Raw genomic sequence first — 15,837 nt, forward strand, 5'->3', positions numbered from 1 at the left:
CGCTGCGGCGCGCAAGGTGCCGCAGCGATTCAGCCCTGCTGTCGCAGCTATACCGTCAAAGTAATGGGGCTACCGTCGGCTCATTGCGCGGCCAGGCGTCGAGCACGGCTTTGAACAGCGTGGCTAGCGGAATCGCAAAGAAAATCCCCCAGAACCCCCACAGTCCCCCGAACAGCAGCACGGCGCAGATGATTGCGACCGGGTGCAGATTGACAGCCTCGGAAAACAGCAGCGGCACCAGCACGTTGCCATCCAGCGCCTGAATGATGCCGTGAGCGATCATCAGGTAGATGAACTGATCGCCCCAGCCCCACTGGAACAGACCGATCAACGCCACAGGCACGGTGACCACTACCGCGCCGACATAAGGCACGACCACCGATATGCCGACCAGCATTGCCAGCAGCGCCGCGTAATTGAGCCCGAGCGCGGCGAAAGCAATGTAGGTCACGCCACCACAGATAAAAATCTCGATGACCTTGCCACGAATATAGTTGGCAATCTGGCGCTTCATCTCATCCGCCACCCGGTTGATCAGGGCGCGCTCACGGGGTAGATAGCCGCGCGCCCAGCGGCCGATCATGTGCCGATCCTTGAGGAAGAAGAACACCAGAATCGGCACCAGCACCAGATAGATCATCAGGTTGACCAGCAACGGCAGGCTGGAAATCGAGAACGTCAGCGCCAACTGGCCGATCTTGCCCACTTCACCACGGGCAACCTCGATGGCCAGCAGCACTTGCTCGTCGGACACCAGATGCGGGTAACGCTCGGGCAGCAACAGCAGCACCGATTGCCATTTGGCAAGCATGCCCGGGGCTTCGTTGAACAAGGTGATCAGCTGGTGCCAGAGCAGCGGCACCAATACCAGCAGGAACACCAGCAATACGCCGATGAACAGGGTGAACACCAGACCGACAGCGGCCACTTCAGGCATGCGCAGGCGTTCCAGAACACTGACCAGGCCGTGCATCAGAAATGCCAGCACCAGACCGGCGATGACCGGCGCCAGCATGCCGCCCAGCGTCAGGACAAGGGTGAACGCCAGAAACAGCAAAACCGCCAGGACCACCGCCTCCTCGTCAGAGAAGTAGCGTTGCACCCAATTGCGAAGCACATTGAACATCAAACATCCTTTTCGGAAAAAAACGCTGCAGTGGGTCAGGCCTTGCGCAGCCAGTAACGATAAATGCCGGCATCGAACTCTTCATGCAGCAACTCGTGCCCGGCGAGCCTGGCAAAAGTTCGAAAATCGCGCTGCGAACCGGCATCGGTGGCAATTACTTTCAGCACCGCGCCGCTGGCCAGGCGGTTGAGCTCCATCTTGGCTTTCAGCAGGGGCAGCGGACAGTTGAGACCACTGGCATCCAGTTCGGCGTCACAGGCCTCGGGGCGCTCTACAGCGTCAGACATCGTTTATCTCCAGGCGGACACATCGAATTACAAAGCAGGTCCGAAAAGGCAGGACGAACAAGGCGGCAAGAATACCTCACTCTGGTCAGCACGCCATCGAGCCAGCTACAGTACAGGTTCTTCTGACCAGAGCTTCGTGCATGAATTTTTTGCGTCCTACACTGCTCACCCTAGCCTGCCTGTTCGCTACACACGGCATGGCGGATGACCTCCCCTCGCTTGGTGACGCCAGCTCCTCGATTGTCTCCCCCGAACAAGAGCACCGTCTGGGCCGTGCGTGGCTGGGGTTGCTGCGCGGCCAAGTGGCGCAGCTGTCGGACCCGCAGCTCAAGGACTACGTCGAAACTTCGGTCTACAGCCTGGCCGAGACCAGTCAGGTTCAGGACCGGCGGCTTGAATTCATCCTGATCAACAGCCCGCAACTCAACGCCTTTGCCGCACCCGGCGGCATCATCGGCGTCAACGGTGGTCTGTTTCTCAATGCTCAGACCGAGGGCGAGTATGCCTCGGTACTGGCTCACGAACTGGCTCACTTGTCGCAGCGCCACTTCGCCAGGGGCATCGAGGCCCAGCAGCGCATGCAAGTGCCGGTCATGGCCGCGATGCTGGCGGGTATCGTCATGGCAGCCGCAGGCGCCGGTGATGCGGGTATCGCCACCATCGCCGGCTCACAGGCTGCCGCGATCCAGGAACAACGGCGCTTTTCGCGCCAGAACGAGCAGGAGGCCGACCGCATCGGCATTCTCAACCTGGAGAAGGCCGGTTATGACCCGCGCAACATGCCAACCATGTTCGAACGCCTCATGCGCCAATATCGATTCGACGCCAGGCCTCCGGAGTTTTTGCTGACTCACCCGGTCAGCGAGTCGCGGATCGCCGATACACGCAACCGTGCCGAGCAGGCCAAACCGGGCGGCAAGGAAGACAGCCTGCTGTATCAACTGATGCGCGCCCGTGTGGCACTGATCTATGAAGAAACCCCAGGCATCGCCGCCAAACGCTTCCGTGCGCAACTGGTTGAAAACCCGAAATCCGATCCGGCGCGCTATGGCCTGGCCATCGCGCAGATCAAGGGCGGACAACTGAACGAGGCCAGGGAAACCCTCAAGCCACTGCTCGAAAAAGCGCCGAACGACATTACCTATAACCTGACGCAGATCGACCTGGACATCACCAATAACCGGCTGGCCGATGCGCAGCAGCGTGTCGATCGCATGCTGACGCTGTACCCCGGCAATTATCCGCTCAATGACGTGCGTATCGACGTGCTGCTCAAGCAGAACCGCACCGCCGAAGCCGAGAAAAGCCTTGAAGCGCTGCTCAAGACCCGCCCGGATGATCCGGACATCTGGTACGTCGTGGCGGAAACGCGTGGCCTGAACGGCAACACCATCGGCCTGCATCAGGCGCGCGCCGAATACTTTGCGCTGGTCGGCGATTTCCGTCAGGCGATCCAGCAACTGGACTTCGCTAAACGCCGTGCGGCCAATAATTTTCAGCTGGCATCACGTATCGATGCGCGGCAAAAGGATTTGATCGAGCAGGAGCGGATGGTCAAGGACATGATGAACTGATCGTCCGGCGCCGCGAGGCGCCCGATACGACCGGCAATGAAAAAGCCCGACACTTTAGTCGGGCTTTTTCATCACTGCTGTCAGGCGTTGCCAGCCTGTCGCAAGCGCGCAGCCTGGGTGAAGTCCAGCATGCGCTGCAATGGACGCACGGCATTGGGGATCAGCGCCGGGTCGACGACTATCTCGTTACTGCCCTCACGCAGGCACTGCAAAGTACGCTCAAGCGTATTCATCGCCATCCACGGGCAATGTGCACAACTCCGGCACGCCGCGCCGTTGCCGGCCGTAGGCGCCTCGATGAAGATCTTGTCCGGGCACAGCTGCTGCATCTTGTAGAAGATGCCCCGGTCAGTGGCGACGATGAACGTCTTGTTGGGCAAGCGTTGCGCTGCGGCAATCATCTGACTGGTGGAGCCGACCACGTCAGCCAGCTCGATGACTGCTTCCGGCGACTCCGGGTGAACCAGAATCGCCGCCTCGGGATACAGGGCTTTCATGTCTTCGAGCTGCTTGGATTTGAACTCTTCGTGGACGATGCAGGCACCGTCCCACAGCAGCATGTCGGCACCGGTTTCACGCTGAATGTAACGACCCAGGTGCTTGTCTGGCGCCCAGATGATTTTCTCACCGTTGTCCATCAGGCTCTCGACGATCTCCAGCGCGCAGCCAGAGGTCACCACCCAGTCCGCACGGGCTTTGACGGCTGCCGAGGTGTTGGCATACACCACCACGGTACGCTCCGGGTGCTGATCGCAAAAAGCGGAGAACTCGTCGACCGGGCACCCCACATCGAGCGAGCAGGTGGCTTCGAGTGTCGGCATGAACACGCGTTTTTCCGGGTTGAGAATTTTCGCGGTTTCGCCCATGAAACGTACACCCGCCACCAGCACAGTGCTGGCCGCATGGTTATTGCTGAAGCGCGCCATTTCCAGAGAGTCGGCCACGCAACCACCGGTTTCCTCGGCCAGCGCCTGGATAACCGGATCACAATAATAGTGAGCGACCAGCACGGCGTCCTGCTTCTTGAGTTCCTCTGCAATGTCGGCACGGTAACGCGCCTGCTCTGCCGGGCTCAACGTCCTGGGCTGTTTGGCATCAAGATGCGCCTGCACCAGGAAACGTTCGGAGATCTGTGTCATGTTCACGGGACCTGAAAGCGCCAGTGCGCGAAAGGCAAGTTTACACCCGAAATACAGGCAATAAAAAAAGCCTGACAGAGGCTGCGCCATCTGCACCAAGGCTTATGGCTGATATCCGGTGGATATCGGCCAGACTTCTTAAGGCGCGCCGATTCTAGCGCCAAAAAACTGATTTAACAGCTGTTTCTGGCTCAGCAGGCAGCGATGAGAAGCGTTCCTGAAAACCCGCTTGCCGAGGCGTGATTCCGACCGGCGACTCAATGAAACGACACCCGTTATGCCCTGTCACAAGCATCAGTCCCCCTTATGAAGGAGAAAATGACATGGCAAGCGAATCGACCAATACCCCGGTGTGGCTCATCACCGGCTGCTCCACCGGCTTCGGCCGCGAACTGGCCAAACTCGTCATCGCTCGCGGCTGGCGTCTCGTCGCAACGGCCAGGGACAAGTCGCGAGTCGCTGACCTGGCCGAGGGCACGCAAGGCCAGGTACTGGCTGTCGACCTCGACGTCAGCAAGGCAGACCAGATAGAAGCCGCCGTGGCCGCCGCGAAGTCGCAGTTCGGCAAAATCGACGTGCTGGTCAACAACGCAGGTTACGGTTATCAGAGCTCGATCGAAGAAGGCGAAGACGCTGAAATCCGTGCCCAGTTCGATGCCAACGTGTTTGGTCTGTTCGCCATCACCCGCGCCGTGCTGCCGATCATGCGTGAGCAACGCAGCGGCCACATCATCAATATCACTTCGGTTGCCGGCCTGATCGGCTTTCCAGGATCAGGCTACTACGCAGCCTCCAAGCACGCCGTCGAAGGTTTTTCTGACGCGCTGCTCGCGGAGGTCAAGCCACTGGGGATTTCCGTCACGTGCGTAGAGCCGGGGCCGTTTCGCACCGACTGGGCGGGACGCTCACTACGCCAGACGCCATCGCGTATCGACGACTACAAGGACACTGCCACCAAGCGTCTGGAGTCGACCAGACAATCGAGCGGCAATCAGGCCGGGGACCCGGTACGCGCCGCAGAGGCGATGATCGCCCTGACCCAAAAAGCCAATGCGCCGCGTCATCTTGTATTGGGCAGCTGGGGATATGACGCCGTGGTGGCTGATCGTCAGGCACGCTTGAAGCAGATCGAGCAGGTTCGTGACATCAGCATCGGCGCGGACTTTCCGAAAGAGTGAGGTGCTGAGCACTGCACGGCAGTGCGCAGGCGCGCTACAGCCTTGCATGCCGACTCCACCACCTCAATCATGCGTCGCCCTGGATCGGCGGCGCAGATACCGCACCAACGCCGCAACAGTCACCAGTGCTACCACCGCGAGGAAGATCGGCAGGCGATACGGCTTCAGGTCACCAAGTAAATGCTGTAACGCTTCTCCGGCCCAATAGCCGGCGCAGACGAACAGGGTCGCCCAGACTGCCGCGCTCAGCACATTGATCAGCGCGAAACGCCAAGGCGACAGGCGACTTGCACCTATCACCATAGGCCCCACCAGGCGCATGCCGTAGAGAAAGCGAACAGCGAATACCGAGGTCGTGGGGTAACGCTGGATAAGACCCTCGACCCGCTTAATGGCAGATTGGTGACGCTTGAGCTTGGGCAGCAGACGCTCCCCGGAATAACGTCCGGTCCAGAATAGCAACTGATCGCCGAGCATACCGCCCAACGTGGCCAAGCCGATCACTTGCAGCAACTGCAGAGCACCTTGGTGCGCCGCCATACCGCCAAGGATCAGCACTGTTTCGCCTTCCAGCAAACAGCCCAGGAAAATCACCCAATAGCCGTAGGCGGCGATCAGCGCGTTGAGGTCGAGATGTTCGAACATGGTCTTTCCTGTACGTCTGACATCACTTGAATCCAGGCTGAAATGCCAGCTTCGTCACTTTCTTCCCACCAGGTACCGTACGCCATGCTCACCAAACACTTCCGAATGGGGTTGGTTACATTCCAGGTGAAAAATATCTCCTGAGTTGTAGGTGAAATCGCCATCAGATTTACGGATGACCAGACTACCGTGCAAAACCAGCGCCATCGCCTCGAAGTTATGGGCATGCGAATCGAGCGTACCAAACGCTTCGCGCTCAACTTCAACAACGGTGCCGAACCCTTCGGCAGCAAGCAGTTGCAAAAAAGCCTCTTTTTCCATTTCCACTTTTCCTGAATCTTTTGATGGGGTGGTGAACCCAATTGGCACCCGGAATGGCGGCGCCGTGACCACCCACTACGACAATGAATACAGCCTCGCAACATTCAAAAACGCCGCCCCTATAGATCACCCCTTGAGAGCAACATTCAATAAGTTTTCCAGCGCTTGGAACGCGTGCCTAAGATCAGCCCAACCTGCCCTGTCGCTGGGGTAACCCGCCGGTAATTAGTCTTTGCCGCCAGGCTAATCCCCTCGTGCTGCATTGCTGAGTTTTTGCAGATCGAGAATTGTGACGGCACCGTATCGAACGACCAAAACGCCTTCGGCTTCCCACATTTTCAGCTGGCGGTTGACGCTCTGACGAGAAACGCCCAGTTGTTGGGCGATATTTTCCTGGCTTATCTTCAGGTATGCCGCTTCTTCGATACCTGGACGTTTGACCAAGGCAATGAGTCGGTTAGCCAATCTGACAGGCAGAGGATTCAGGATCGTGTTCCCGGCCCACTCGAGCGCCATTCGAAATCTGCCACACACCAAACGAGTAATGGCTAGCAGAACATCCGGTCGGTGCTCAATGATTTGCCAGAATGCGCTTGCCGGAAGAACTGCAATACGCGCTTGCGAGGCGGCTCGAACGTCATACGTCCTGGGTAAGCCATCTAAAAGTGGCACTTCTCCGAACCAATCTCTGGACACCAATTGAGTAAGAAAGAGTTGGCGTCCGTTAGCGCCCAGGCTACTCACTCGCAAAGTGCCTTGAATCAGACGAAACATTCCCAGTGGTTCAGAGCCTTGAGGGAAGACTGCCTCTGATTTTACCAACGTCCTGACCCGCGAGGCCTCAAGCAAAATCGCGTCCACATCCGGGGGGAGGGAAAAGGATGAGGGAATAGCTTTAGCAGACAACTCAGACATTGCCAAAACCCGACAATCTTGGTTTGAAGGCTCGGATAGTATCAGACGCATCTGGCCTGTAGACGACAGGCATACCTGAATCAGGAACGTAGAATGTACGTGGGTCACTTCGCCATAGGCCTGGCAATCAAGGCACGCTATCCAAGGATCCCCGCGCTCCCCATCATGATGGGAGTCGGCTTCCTGGATCTGCTGGATGGGATATTCATCATTCTTGGCTTCAACACCGTCACCCCGAATTTAAACAGCGGGCCGTATCTGTTCTTCGATCTGACCTTTATCGACTGGGATCACTCATTGCTTGCCGCTGTGTTCTGGTCAGTGCTTTGGGGACTGCTTTTCGTAAAGCATCGACCAGTAGCCATTGTGGCAGCGCTGGCAGCTTTCTCTCACTTCATCGCGGACTGGCCGATGCACAACAGCGATCTGGCGCTTTATCCCCGCGCAGTTGAGCATTACGGTTATGGCCTATGGGGCAAGCTGGGGACTGCCTCCTGGATTCTCGAAGGCGCTTTTTCAGCCGTGCTGGCAGCCTATGCATGGCGGCTAAGTAGGCAACGTGGCGTGAGTTTGACCTGGCCTTGTGTGGTGCTGCTTGTCTTGTTCTTGCAGCTATCCCCGTTCGCTTCGCCCATGAAGTTTGTTGCCACTCTCGATGAACCTCTGACGCATATACTTCACGGGGTTCTGGTCTCGTCAGGCTTCCTGATTCCAGGGCTGCTGATGTCATGGTTGTTGAATAGAAGTGAGCGTTTACGAGGACAGCGGGGGCAATGAAGCGGTCGTTGGGTCATTGAATTTGAGGCCTGACCCAAGCTGCAAACGCATTGGGCCAGACCTTCAGGCTAGACTTTAAATCGGTTGGTCATCTCCTGCAGCCTGGCGCTGACTCTGGCCAATTCAACGCTTGATGTCGCTGTCTCTTCACTGGCGGAAGCCGTTTGGTCTGAAATGTCCCTGACATTTGTGACGCCCCTGCCTATTTCTTCACCGACGTTAGTTTGCTGCTCAGTGGCAACGGCGATCTGTTCGTTCATCACCTCAATCTCATGAACAGATGCGGTAATACTCTGCAGCACCTCACTGGCTTGCGTGGACAGTTCGACACTGCTGTCCGTCAGTGCCAGATTTTGCTCTAGAACCTGGCCCATATGATCGGTACTGGTTTGCAGTTCGTTTATAAGCAGCGCGATCTCGTCTGTCGACGTGCGGGTGCGCACGGCCAGGCCTCTTACCTCGTCCGCGACGACAGCGAAACCACGTCCTGCCTCCCCGGCACGCGCAGCCTCAATGGCCGCGTTCAACGCCAGAAGGTTCGTCTGATCAGCTACCGTCTTTATCACATCCAGTACGCCACCGATGCTCTGAGTATTCCCTCTAAGCGCCGCCATCGCCGTCCTGGTCATGTTCATCTCACGCGCCAGGGTCTCTATCTGGGTACGAGTCCTGTCAACGACTTGCCCACCTTTTTGGGCCAGCTGACTGGCGATTTGCGCAGTATTTACGGCTTGAGCTGCATTACGAGATACCTCATGAGTAGTGGCTGTCATCTGCTGCATCGCAGTGGCAATCTGCTCAGTCTCCAGTTTCTGCGCGTTCACGCCCGCACTGGTCTGCTCCGTTACGGCTGAAAGCTGCTCTGCCGCGCTTGCCACCTGCACGATTCCGTCTTTCATTTCCCCAATCAAGCTTCGAAGCCCGGACGTCATGCGCAACATGCTGCCCTGCAACGCGCCAAGTTCATCGTTTCGAGTCACTTCTGTTCTGTACGTAAAGTCTCCCTCTGCAACGACTTCAACGATTTCAACAGTCTCTTTGAGAGGATGAACAATTGATCGGGTGATCAACCAGGCAGCAAGAACACCCAACAGGGCAGAGAGGGCCAGCCAGAGCAAAATCTTCTCCTGGGCTTTCTCTGCATCGGAGGCACGAAGCTCGTTCTGGATAGCGGTCATCTTGTCCGTAATGCCAAGAATGGTAGCGATCGACGTTGTGATACCGCCTTGAGCCTCATCAACTTTGGCTTGAGCGGCGACTAATGTTTCCAGTTGCCCGCTATAGGTGGCCATTCCTGCCGCCAACGCTTGAACGTCAGCACTGGGCAAACGGGTATTTTTGAGCGTATCTATACTGGCCACGACCTGCGCTATCGCCTGACGAACAGTGTCTTCACCGCTTTTAATCGGGGATGCCGTATAAGAGCGAAACGCCGTACGCATCTTCTGGACCGAGATAAACAGTGCCGGCAGTTTCTGACGATCCGCTGCATTCCCGCTCTCGTCGTTGGCAGCGTCTGCGATCTTCAGCAACAAACCGTTAATCGTTTCGCCCGAAGCTCCGGCAAGGGTTCGCAGTTGCTCACGCTCTCGAGTAGCCTCGACTGATCGAGTATAGAACCCACGGTAAAGCTGCATCGTTGTCTGGGCTTCTTTGAGCAGCGCGATGTTATTGGCTGTTTTGAAACGTGGCGAGATACTCACCAACTGGCGCTCCGTTCGCTCGAGTGCCTCCAGCCATTTTGAAGCCTGTGCATCATCCGCCTTTAAAAAATACACCAAACGCTCGATACGCATGTCTCGTGCGATTGAACTGAACTGAGCAATGTCTCCAGACAAATCAGCTCGACGCTTCAATGTATCGGTGGCGTCCTTTCCCGTGTAAGCCATTAACAGAATCATTAAAATCAACAGTCCGAAACCCACCAATAGCTTCGCCCGAACCGTCATATTACTTAACACACCAGATGTTGCGCTGGACATATATCTTTACTCATTGATTTTTTTGAAAACAAAAGTCCGCCGGACAGGTAGCGGAACATAGAGTCCGATACGCATCAGGATGAATTGATAATGTGAATCTGCTGAAACCCTCGACACGCTCGGTAAAAAGGTCACGTCACAGACCTGAACTCACTGCGGCGTCATCCGGAGGGCCATTGAAGTACTTGAGTAAATACTCGAACTGTATGTGTTTTCTGGACAAAGAGGTGCCGAGGCAGGATAAACCTGTTCATAACCGAGGATCTCGAATTAAAGATGAAAGGCCGGTCCATGGCTATAAGCCATTATGTCGTCACACTTTTCATTTTCTATAATTTTTTTGAGGCATGTCGACGAACGGACGAATAAAATTCGTCTCGGCACATGCATCTCAATGCTGAAAGCCACAGCTCATGATAATAATGAGTTACACAGAGAGGCAGCGACAATTAACTTTGTTATCAAACAAACCGTTTGCATTATTGCCATCGCTGGCGCACTCATTTTAAAAAGACGTAATGAACGCTGCTGTCGTTTGGCACGCTCGCCGTTGGCTTTGGCAAGACTATCAGCGCCCACGACACCAAAGCTCGGGCATTGAGTTTGATATCGGACGGATCAGAAATGGCAGTTGACATCACCGCTTGCCGGCGCATGTATCGCGATAAGTGACTGCGTATCTGGGTACGCGACATTTGAACGGTCTTCTTCGAAAGACCTGCCAACTGCTTCACAGATCGCTGCATCAACCCCATGACGGAAGCCCAGAGTAGCTATCCGAGCATGACAATCCGCAACGCAAAAAAAAACCTGGAAATCCGCATTTTCATGGGCCTTCCAGATTTTCGAAATGGTGGGTCGTGTGGGATTCGAACCTACGACCAATTGGTTAAAAGCCAATTGGTCGTAACGCTGAGGCAGGACCCCGCTTGAGATCGTTCAGTATCCCAAACCGCAGTCTCTAATGTCCCCATTAGAGGCTTTAAATCATGTATATAACCTCGCTTTTGTCCACCAAAGGTGGTGTCGGTAAAACCACTTTGGCTGCCAACATCGGCGGCTTCTGCGCCGACGCCGGCTTGAGGGTCCTCCTCCTCGACATGGACCCTGTCCAGCCTTCACTGTCCTCCTATTACCCAATGGCACAGGAAGTCAGCGGCGGCATATTCGACCTCATCGCACATAACCTGACTGATCCAGAGCGAATCATATCGAGGACAAGCATCCCGAACCTGTCCTTGATCTTGTCGAACGACCCCAACAACCAGTTGATTAGCCTCCTGCTTCAGGCTGCGGATGGTCGTCTGCGATTGGCTTCTCTGCTGAAAGCTTTCGAGGGTCAATTCGACCTGATTCTCATTGATACCCAGGGCGCACGAAGCGTCATGTTGGAGATGGTGGTTTTAGCGTCAGATCTTGCTGTATCCCCGTTGCCACCGAACATGCTCAGCGCCCGCGAGTTTAACCGTGGGACGTTGCAAATGCTTGAAGGACTGCGTCCTTACTCGAGGCTTGGACTGCACGTCCCTCCAATCAAGGTTGTAGTCAACTGCCTCGACCAGACCGTTGACGCTCGCGGGATTCATGACGCCATCAGAAAGACCTTCGCAGACAACATGGAAGTCGATGTCCTCAACAGCACAGTTCCTGCTTCAGTAATTTTCCGCGAGGGATCTACAGCAGGCATGTCGGCACATCGGCTCGAATACAAAAAACCTTCCAATCGACGCGCGCCGAGCGCGCTACAGGTCATTCGAGAGCTTGTGGTTGAGCTTTTTCCGCAGTGGACCGACCGTTTCGAGGCGATGACTGAATCCGCTGTAGAGGCCCTGGTAAAAGGGGGTCAATGAGATGGCAAAGACAAATCTCACGGAAGCTTCCGGCATTACTCCTCAGTTGATGCAGAAGCTCAACGAGCAGTACGACTCATCACAACTGCGCGCCGCTCAGACCAAGCTTACGAACACGTCACGTGAGCTCCGCAATTTAAGCTCCGGCCATAAGATGGGCCGCGGCTTGATTAGTCGACTGGGTGATTACTTGAGCGTGGAACAGCGTGAACTGCTCTCACAGGCCGCGCAGCTCCTTGAATCAGTGAACTCTCATGTCGAGCATGCCAAGGAAAAACGTGTACGCGACGAGAAAGCGGTTAAACGTCGGCAGGAGGCTCGGAACGCAAGAGCGAAACTACTGATTGCGGCCACATATCCCCTACCCACTGAGAGCCTGGACCAGAAACTTGAGCTCCTGAAAACGGCGCTGTTATTCAACCGCATCGGCGCATATGACAGTTTCTACTCCGCAGTCGAGCTTAATAGCGAGATCCGAAGCACCTTACTGACGCCGTTCAGCAGACTGATAGGTTGGGGAAGCCTGACCGCTTACCGACTCAGTTGCCTAGGCTCGCTTCGTATCCGGCTCGTTGAGGCATTGACTAATGACATCTCTTACGACGATGGATCTGAGGTCGAGGATCGGCTAGCCGCTCTGCAGTCAAAAGTCCGTGATGCGAATGCTAAAGCCGCGCTCACAGCTGAAGAACATGAAACCCTCAGACTCTGGAAAGAGGCTCTGGCAGTTGAGGCAGTACCGGAGGTACGGCCATGAGCATTGACCGCCAACGGATAATCGACAAAGTCATCAAATGCTTCGCACTGGCACGTTCTGCGGGTGCCTCTCCTAATGAGGCTGAGACAGCCCTGCGGCAAGGCCGCAAGCTTATGGAGCAGTACCAGCTCGAAGAGCTTGAGGTGGACGCCCACCTCGCACGTGAGGCGTCAGTATCTGCCGGCACAAAGCGAGCGCCAGCGAGTTGGCTGCACAGCCTGGCAGGCACGTGCGCGAGCGCTTTCGACTGCGATTGTTTTGCTTTCCCCTCACGGCCTGGAGACTGGCATTTCAAGTTCGTCGGGTTAGGTGTATCGCCCGATCTGGCGTGCTATGCCTATTCCGCGCTTCATCTGCAGCTTGTTTCGGCGCGTCGTCAGCACGTTTCGCAGCTCAAACGCTGCAATCCAACCACCAAAAGACGGCGTGGACGGATTTTTGCCGAAGCATGGATCAATGCGGTGGCCACCAACGTTTACAAATTCGCCGGTCGACAAAATGCTGAAGCTCAGCAAGCGATAAGCGCTTACCTCAGCCTGCACCACCCCACCGTAGTCGAAAAAGAGCTTGAGCCCACCTCTGTTAAGGGCCACGACCTGAAATCTCAACATCAGGGCTGGACGCAAGGTTCTAGAGCAGCGTTGCACAGAGGCGTCGATCAGCACTCCCAGTCCCCGGCAAGAATCGGGAGGGCTTGATGGACATTTCTCATATGTCACCTCCCCACTCCGTGGAAGCCGAACAAGCTGTGCTTGGCGGACTGATGCTTGATAACGAGTCCTGGGACCTGATCGCAGACCGTATTAAAGCCGATGATTTCTACCGGGCCGAGCACCGTCTGATATTCCAGAGCATTGCTGGGCTGGCTGAATCGAATAGGCCATTTGACGTGGTCACGGTTTCCGACTCCATTACAGCAATAGATGCTGCTGGGGGCTTGGCTTATCTCAGTGAGCTCGCCAAAAACACGCCTTCTGTGGCCAACATCAAGGCTTATGCAGAAACAGTGAGTAACCGAGCTCATCTACGCCGGATTATTTCACACGGCTATGCATGTACCCGGGAGGCTTCAGATCCTCAAGCGAATGCGTCTGAGGTTCAGGACGTCATCGAGCAGCAACTTTTTGCTTTGGGGCAAGGACGGCAGACTTCCGACTTTGTGGACGTCAACCAGATGCTTATGCAGGTGGTCGACAAGATCGATCTTCGCTTCAACGCTGGGGAGTCGGTCGTTGGATTGCCCACAGGGCTTTCCGATCTTGATGAATTGACGGGCGGACTACAACCAGCCGATCTGATCATTATTGCGGCCAGACCCTCCATGGGCAAAACCAGCCTGGCGCTCAACTTGGTAGACGCTGCGCTTCAAAAAGATACTCAGGCCACTGTTCAGGTCTACAGCCTCGAGATGCCGGCAGAGGCGATCATTTACAGGCTCATCTCGATCCTGGGGCACCTGAACCTGGAGAAGTTGATACGCGGGCAGTTGGAGGATGAGGACTGGCCGAAGCTCGCGATGGCAGTGCAAAAGATCAACTCGTATGGCGATCGCCTTGTAATTGATGATCAAGCTGACCTCACTCCCTCGGCAATTCGTGCGCGGGCTCGCAGAGGCGCACGGCGTTTCGGAAAGCCAGTCCTGATATTGATCGATTATCTGCAAATGATGAAATGTCCAGGTAAAGAAAATCGGACCAATGAAATCAGTGAGATATCTCGGTCACTCAAGGCTTTGGCCAAAGAGTTCGACTGTCCTGTCGTGGCGCTCTCTCAGCTCAACAGAGAACTTGAGCGGCGTCCGAACAAGCGACCTATCAATGCAGACCTCCGTGAGTCGGGCGCGCTTGAGCAAGACGCTGACCTGATTCTGTTCGTATATCGGGACGAGGTTTACAACCCCGACAGCGAGCAAAAAGGGGTCGCCGAACTCATTCTCAGCAAGCACCGAAACGGCGCGCTCGGCACCGTCCGAACGGCCTTCATCCCCCAACACACCCGTTTCGAAAACCTCTCGGCCGCCGCATGGCAAGGAGCTCGATCATGAGCGCGCGCAATAAACCTCTTTGCATAACTCATGAGTGCCGCACGTGCGGCCACCACCACCCTTTCACCGCGGTCATGCCAGCAGGAAAACGTGCGCCCGAGTGCCCTTCGTGCCATAGCGGTGAAGTCGTAGAACTGGAGCTGGTGCACCCACAGTGGAGCGTTGTGGCCTCCAGTAAGGCACCAGACAGCAAGGAGTACACCGTCGTGTTCCGCATGAGCCCAGGTACTTCCAGAAAAGCCTTCATGAAAAAACTCACTGACACCTTTGTCGACCACGAGGTTGAAATCCTAGAGATCCAGTCGGGTGACAAGCTCGGCGGATTGGGAGGCCAGTGACATGCAGCTATATCACACTACTGAAGAAGATCTGCCGGTCCAGTCGGACCGGGAAAAAGAGCGCCTCCGGAGCGATATCGAGAAGGCGATGGCTGATTACTTAAGTCGTGGGGGCGCTATCAACCAGGTTGAAGCGAGCCAGCGCTCGAATGACAGCTCATTCATTATCAACTCTGAAAAAACCGCACAGTTGAAGGCGGATACCAGCGCTCGTGGGCGGAAAAAAACAAACGATCTGACCGACACAGAGCTGGCGCGACTGCTGAAAGCCCACTGCACAGCAGGGGCATCACTGGCGTCCGCCGCTGCGACGCTCAATCAAACGCGGAAGCGTTGTGAAGCCATAGCTCGTCGCTATCAGATCCCCTTCCGCTCTGCTGCTTTTACAAAAGCGAGGGCGCGGTCATGAGCAATACATCTACGTCTCTTCGAGGCAGGAAAAAGTCTCTGCAGGACTTGGCTGACTTCGCCATCTCACAGGGATGGGCAGTGCATCGCACTCATGGTGGGCATATCAAGTTCACCAAAGGTGGGTGTTCACCCATCTTCACTTCTTTCACACCCAGCGACCACAGGGCCGGCCTCAATGCTCGCGCTCAATTGCGCCGCGCACAAAACCAAAGCCAGATTGGAGATCGCCATGCTGAATAACGAAGCTGTGAATATTCGTGAGGACGACAAAGACGAGAAGTTCGTCATCCGCCTACCTACCGGAATGAGGGGCCGGGTCCGTGGGGCTGCAAAAGCAAACCATCGCTCAATGAACTCAGAAATCATAAGCCGTATTGAAGCGACGCTTCGTCACGAGCAGGAGATTGCGAGGCTTACGGCTGTGATCGATGTGCTGCTCAAAGGCGGAACACCCACCAGCAACGTCATCCAACTTCCTGAGGCGGGCCAATAA

At 55.9% G+C, this 15,837-nt stretch carries 18 protein-coding genes; 11 read left to right on the plus strand and 7 right to left on the minus strand.

Annotation, left to right across the window (positions count from 1 at the left end):
• Nucleotides 1-55: 55 nt before the first annotated feature.
• Entirely contained in the window at nt 56-1,126 is a 1,071-nt protein-coding gene (locus JOE29_RS16965) for an AI-2E family transporter (RefSeq protein ID WP_003345540.1), read from the minus strand.
• 35 nt (nt 1,127-1,161) lie between these two features.
• Complete coding sequence (locus JOE29_RS16970) at nt 1,162-1,413, minus strand: sulfurtransferase TusA family protein (protein WP_003345538.1); 252 nt, start codon at nt 1,411-1,413, stop codon at nt 1,162-1,164.
• A 140-nt stretch (nt 1,414-1,553) separates the two neighbouring features.
• Here JOE29_RS16970 and JOE29_RS16975 point away from each other — a divergent pair, with 140 nt between their 5' ends.
• Nucleotides 1,554-2,987, plus strand: a complete 1,434-nt coding sequence (locus JOE29_RS16975; protein ID WP_003409438.1) for a M48 family metalloprotease — start codon at nt 1,554-1,556, stop codon at nt 2,985-2,987.
• An 80-nt stretch (nt 2,988-3,067) separates the two neighbouring features.
• On the opposite strand, the gene nadA is transcribed toward JOE29_RS16975, so the two are convergent.
• Entirely contained in the window at nt 3,068-4,126 is a 1,059-nt protein-coding gene (gene nadA / locus JOE29_RS16980; RefSeq protein WP_003345534.1) for a quinolinate synthase NadA, read from the minus strand.
• A 323-nt stretch (nt 4,127-4,449) separates the two neighbouring features.
• Between nadA and JOE29_RS16985 the strand changes: the two genes are divergently transcribed.
• On the plus strand, nt 4,450-5,304 hold the full coding sequence (locus JOE29_RS16985; protein WP_044311757.1) for an oxidoreductase: 855 nt from the start codon (nt 4,450-4,452) through the stop codon (nt 5,302-5,304).
• A gap of 63 nt (nt 5,305-5,367) precedes the next feature.
• Here the strand turns inward: JOE29_RS16985 and JOE29_RS16990 are convergent, their stop codons facing one another.
• The 3 genes from JOE29_RS16990 to JOE29_RS17000 all read right to left on the minus strand — a co-directional run bounded on the left by JOE29_RS16990 (nt 5,368) and on the right by JOE29_RS17000 (nt 7,185).
• Nucleotides 5,368-5,949 carry a DedA family protein gene (locus JOE29_RS16990; RefSeq protein WP_003390952.1) on the minus strand — a complete coding sequence of 194 codons (582 nt, stop codon included), beginning with the start codon at nt 5,947-5,949 and terminating at the stop codon, nt 5,368-5,370.
• Nucleotides 5,950-6,003: 54 nt separating this feature from the next.
• Entirely contained in the window at nt 6,004-6,270 is a 267-nt protein-coding gene (locus JOE29_RS16995) for a hypothetical protein (RefSeq protein ID WP_003345526.1), read from the minus strand.
• A gap of 243 nt (nt 6,271-6,513) precedes the next feature.
• Nucleotides 6,514-7,185 carry a Crp/Fnr family transcriptional regulator gene (locus tag JOE29_RS17000; protein WP_170963876.1) on the minus strand — a complete coding sequence of 224 codons (672 nt, stop codon included), beginning with the start codon at nt 7,183-7,185 and terminating at the stop codon, nt 6,514-6,516.
• Between the two features lie 93 nt (nt 7,186-7,278).
• Between JOE29_RS17000 and JOE29_RS17005 the strand changes: the two genes are divergently transcribed.
• The gene (locus JOE29_RS17005) at nt 7,279-7,962 is read left to right on the plus strand and encodes a hypothetical protein (RefSeq protein ID WP_024648310.1); all 684 of its coding nucleotides are present in this window, start codon (nt 7,279-7,281) and stop codon (nt 7,960-7,962) included.
• Between the two features lie 68 nt (nt 7,963-8,030).
• Here the strand turns inward: JOE29_RS17005 and JOE29_RS17010 are convergent, their stop codons facing one another.
• Nucleotides 8,031-9,944 carry a methyl-accepting chemotaxis protein gene (locus JOE29_RS17010; RefSeq protein ID WP_245226716.1) on the minus strand — a complete coding sequence of 638 codons (1,914 nt, stop codon included), beginning with the start codon at nt 9,942-9,944 and terminating at the stop codon, nt 8,031-8,033.
• Between the two features lie 989 nt (nt 9,945-10,933).
• On the opposite strand from JOE29_RS17010, the gene JOE29_RS17015 reads away from it, so the two are divergent.
• From JOE29_RS17015 to JOE29_RS17045, 8 genes are read left to right on the plus strand one after another with little or no spacing between them, the layout of a single operon-like run.
• Entirely contained in the window at nt 10,934-11,794 is an 861-nt protein-coding gene (locus JOE29_RS17015) for a ParA family protein (RefSeq protein ID WP_005895559.1), read from the plus strand.
• A gap of 1 nt (nt 11,795) precedes the next feature.
• On the plus strand, nt 11,796-12,551 hold the full coding sequence (locus JOE29_RS17020; protein WP_017699424.1) for a hypothetical protein: 756 nt from the start codon (nt 11,796-11,798) through the stop codon (nt 12,549-12,551).
• Entirely contained in the window at nt 12,548-13,249 is a 702-nt protein-coding gene (locus tag JOE29_RS17025) for a DUF2786 domain-containing protein (protein ID WP_004409822.1), read from the plus strand. Before JOE29_RS17020 ends, JOE29_RS17025 begins: the two co-directional genes overlap by 4 nt.
• Nucleotides 13,249-14,595: a replicative DNA helicase gene (dnaB, locus tag JOE29_RS17030; RefSeq protein WP_024666891.1), complete on the plus strand. Its 1,347-nt coding sequence runs from the start codon at nt 13,249-13,251 to the stop codon at nt 14,593-14,595. Before JOE29_RS17025 ends, dnaB begins: the two co-directional genes overlap by 1 nt.
• Entirely contained in the window at nt 14,592-14,933 is a 342-nt protein-coding gene (locus JOE29_RS17035) for a hypothetical protein (RefSeq protein WP_003424982.1), read from the plus strand. The genes dnaB and JOE29_RS17035 overlap by 4 nt, the downstream gene beginning before the upstream one ends.
• Nucleotide 14,934: 1 nt before the next feature.
• Nucleotides 14,935-15,342, plus strand: coding sequence for a hypothetical protein (locus JOE29_RS17040; RefSeq protein WP_003424983.1), 408 nt, complete (start codon nt 14,935-14,937; stop codon nt 15,340-15,342).
• Nucleotides 15,339-15,584 (plus strand): hypothetical protein, encoded by a 246-nt coding sequence (locus JOE29_RS25495; RefSeq protein WP_024661822.1) that lies wholly within the window; start codon nt 15,339-15,341, stop codon nt 15,582-15,584. Before JOE29_RS17040 ends, JOE29_RS25495 begins: the two co-directional genes overlap by 4 nt.
• Nucleotides 15,520-15,837 (plus strand): Arc family DNA-binding protein, encoded by a 318-nt coding sequence (locus tag JOE29_RS17045; protein WP_003317584.1) that lies wholly within the window; start codon nt 15,520-15,522, stop codon nt 15,835-15,837. Before JOE29_RS25495 ends, JOE29_RS17045 begins: the two co-directional genes overlap by 65 nt.

Origin of the sequence: Pseudomonas sp. PvP009 (assembly GCF_017832995.1) — a bacterium.
Classification (GTDB): domain Bacteria; phylum Pseudomonadota; class Gammaproteobacteria; order Pseudomonadales; family Pseudomonadaceae; genus Aquipseudomonas; species Aquipseudomonas syringae.

Excerpts from the sequence above, each read along its gene's own strand:
- JOE29_RS16965 (WP_003345540.1), bottom strand. The coding sequence starts at position 1,126 with ATGTTCAATGTGCTTCGCAATTGGGTGCAACGCTACTTCTCTGACGAG.
- JOE29_RS16970 (WP_003345538.1), bottom strand. The coding sequence starts at position 1,413 with ATGTCTGACGCTGTAGAGCGCCCCGAGGCCTGTGACGCCGAACTGGAT.
- JOE29_RS16975 (WP_003409438.1), top strand. The coding sequence starts at position 1,554 with ATGAATTTTTTGCGTCCTACACTGCTCACCCTAGCCTGCCTGTTCGCT.
- nadA (WP_003345534.1), bottom strand. The coding sequence starts at position 4,126 with ATGACACAGATCTCCGAACGTTTCCTGGTGCAGGCGCATCTTGATGCC.
- JOE29_RS16985 (WP_044311757.1), top strand. The coding sequence starts at position 4,450 with ATGGCAAGCGAATCGACCAATACCCCGGTGTGGCTCATCACCGGCTGC.
- JOE29_RS16990 (WP_003390952.1), bottom strand. The coding sequence starts at position 5,949 with ATGTTCGAACATCTCGACCTCAACGCGCTGATCGCCGCCTACGGCTAT.
- JOE29_RS16995 (WP_003345526.1), bottom strand. The coding sequence starts at position 6,270 with ATGGAAAAAGAGGCTTTTTTGCAACTGCTTGCTGCCGAAGGGTTCGGC.
- JOE29_RS17000 (WP_170963876.1), bottom strand. The coding sequence starts at position 7,185 with ATGTCTGAGTTGTCTGCTAAAGCTATTCCCTCATCCTTTTCCCTCCCC.
- JOE29_RS17005 (WP_024648310.1), top strand. The coding sequence starts at position 7,279 with ATGTACGTGGGTCACTTCGCCATAGGCCTGGCAATCAAGGCACGCTAT.
- JOE29_RS17010 (WP_245226716.1), bottom strand. The coding sequence starts at position 9,944 with ATGTCCAGCGCAACATCTGGTGTGTTAAGTAATATGACGGTTCGGGCG.
- JOE29_RS17015 (WP_005895559.1), top strand. The coding sequence starts at position 10,934 with ATGTATATAACCTCGCTTTTGTCCACCAAAGGTGGTGTCGGTAAAACC.
- JOE29_RS17020 (WP_017699424.1), top strand. The coding sequence starts at position 11,796 with ATGGCAAAGACAAATCTCACGGAAGCTTCCGGCATTACTCCTCAGTTG.
- JOE29_RS17025 (WP_004409822.1), top strand. The coding sequence starts at position 12,548 with ATGAGCATTGACCGCCAACGGATAATCGACAAAGTCATCAAATGCTTC.
- dnaB (WP_024666891.1), top strand. The coding sequence starts at position 13,249 with ATGGACATTTCTCATATGTCACCTCCCCACTCCGTGGAAGCCGAACAA.
- JOE29_RS17035 (WP_003424982.1), top strand. The coding sequence starts at position 14,592 with ATGAGCGCGCGCAATAAACCTCTTTGCATAACTCATGAGTGCCGCACG.
- JOE29_RS17040 (WP_003424983.1), top strand. The coding sequence starts at position 14,935 with ATGCAGCTATATCACACTACTGAAGAAGATCTGCCGGTCCAGTCGGAC.
- JOE29_RS25495 (WP_024661822.1), top strand. The coding sequence starts at position 15,339 with ATGAGCAATACATCTACGTCTCTTCGAGGCAGGAAAAAGTCTCTGCAG.
- JOE29_RS17045 (WP_003317584.1), top strand. The coding sequence starts at position 15,520 with ATGCTCGCGCTCAATTGCGCCGCGCACAAAACCAAAGCCAGATTGGAG.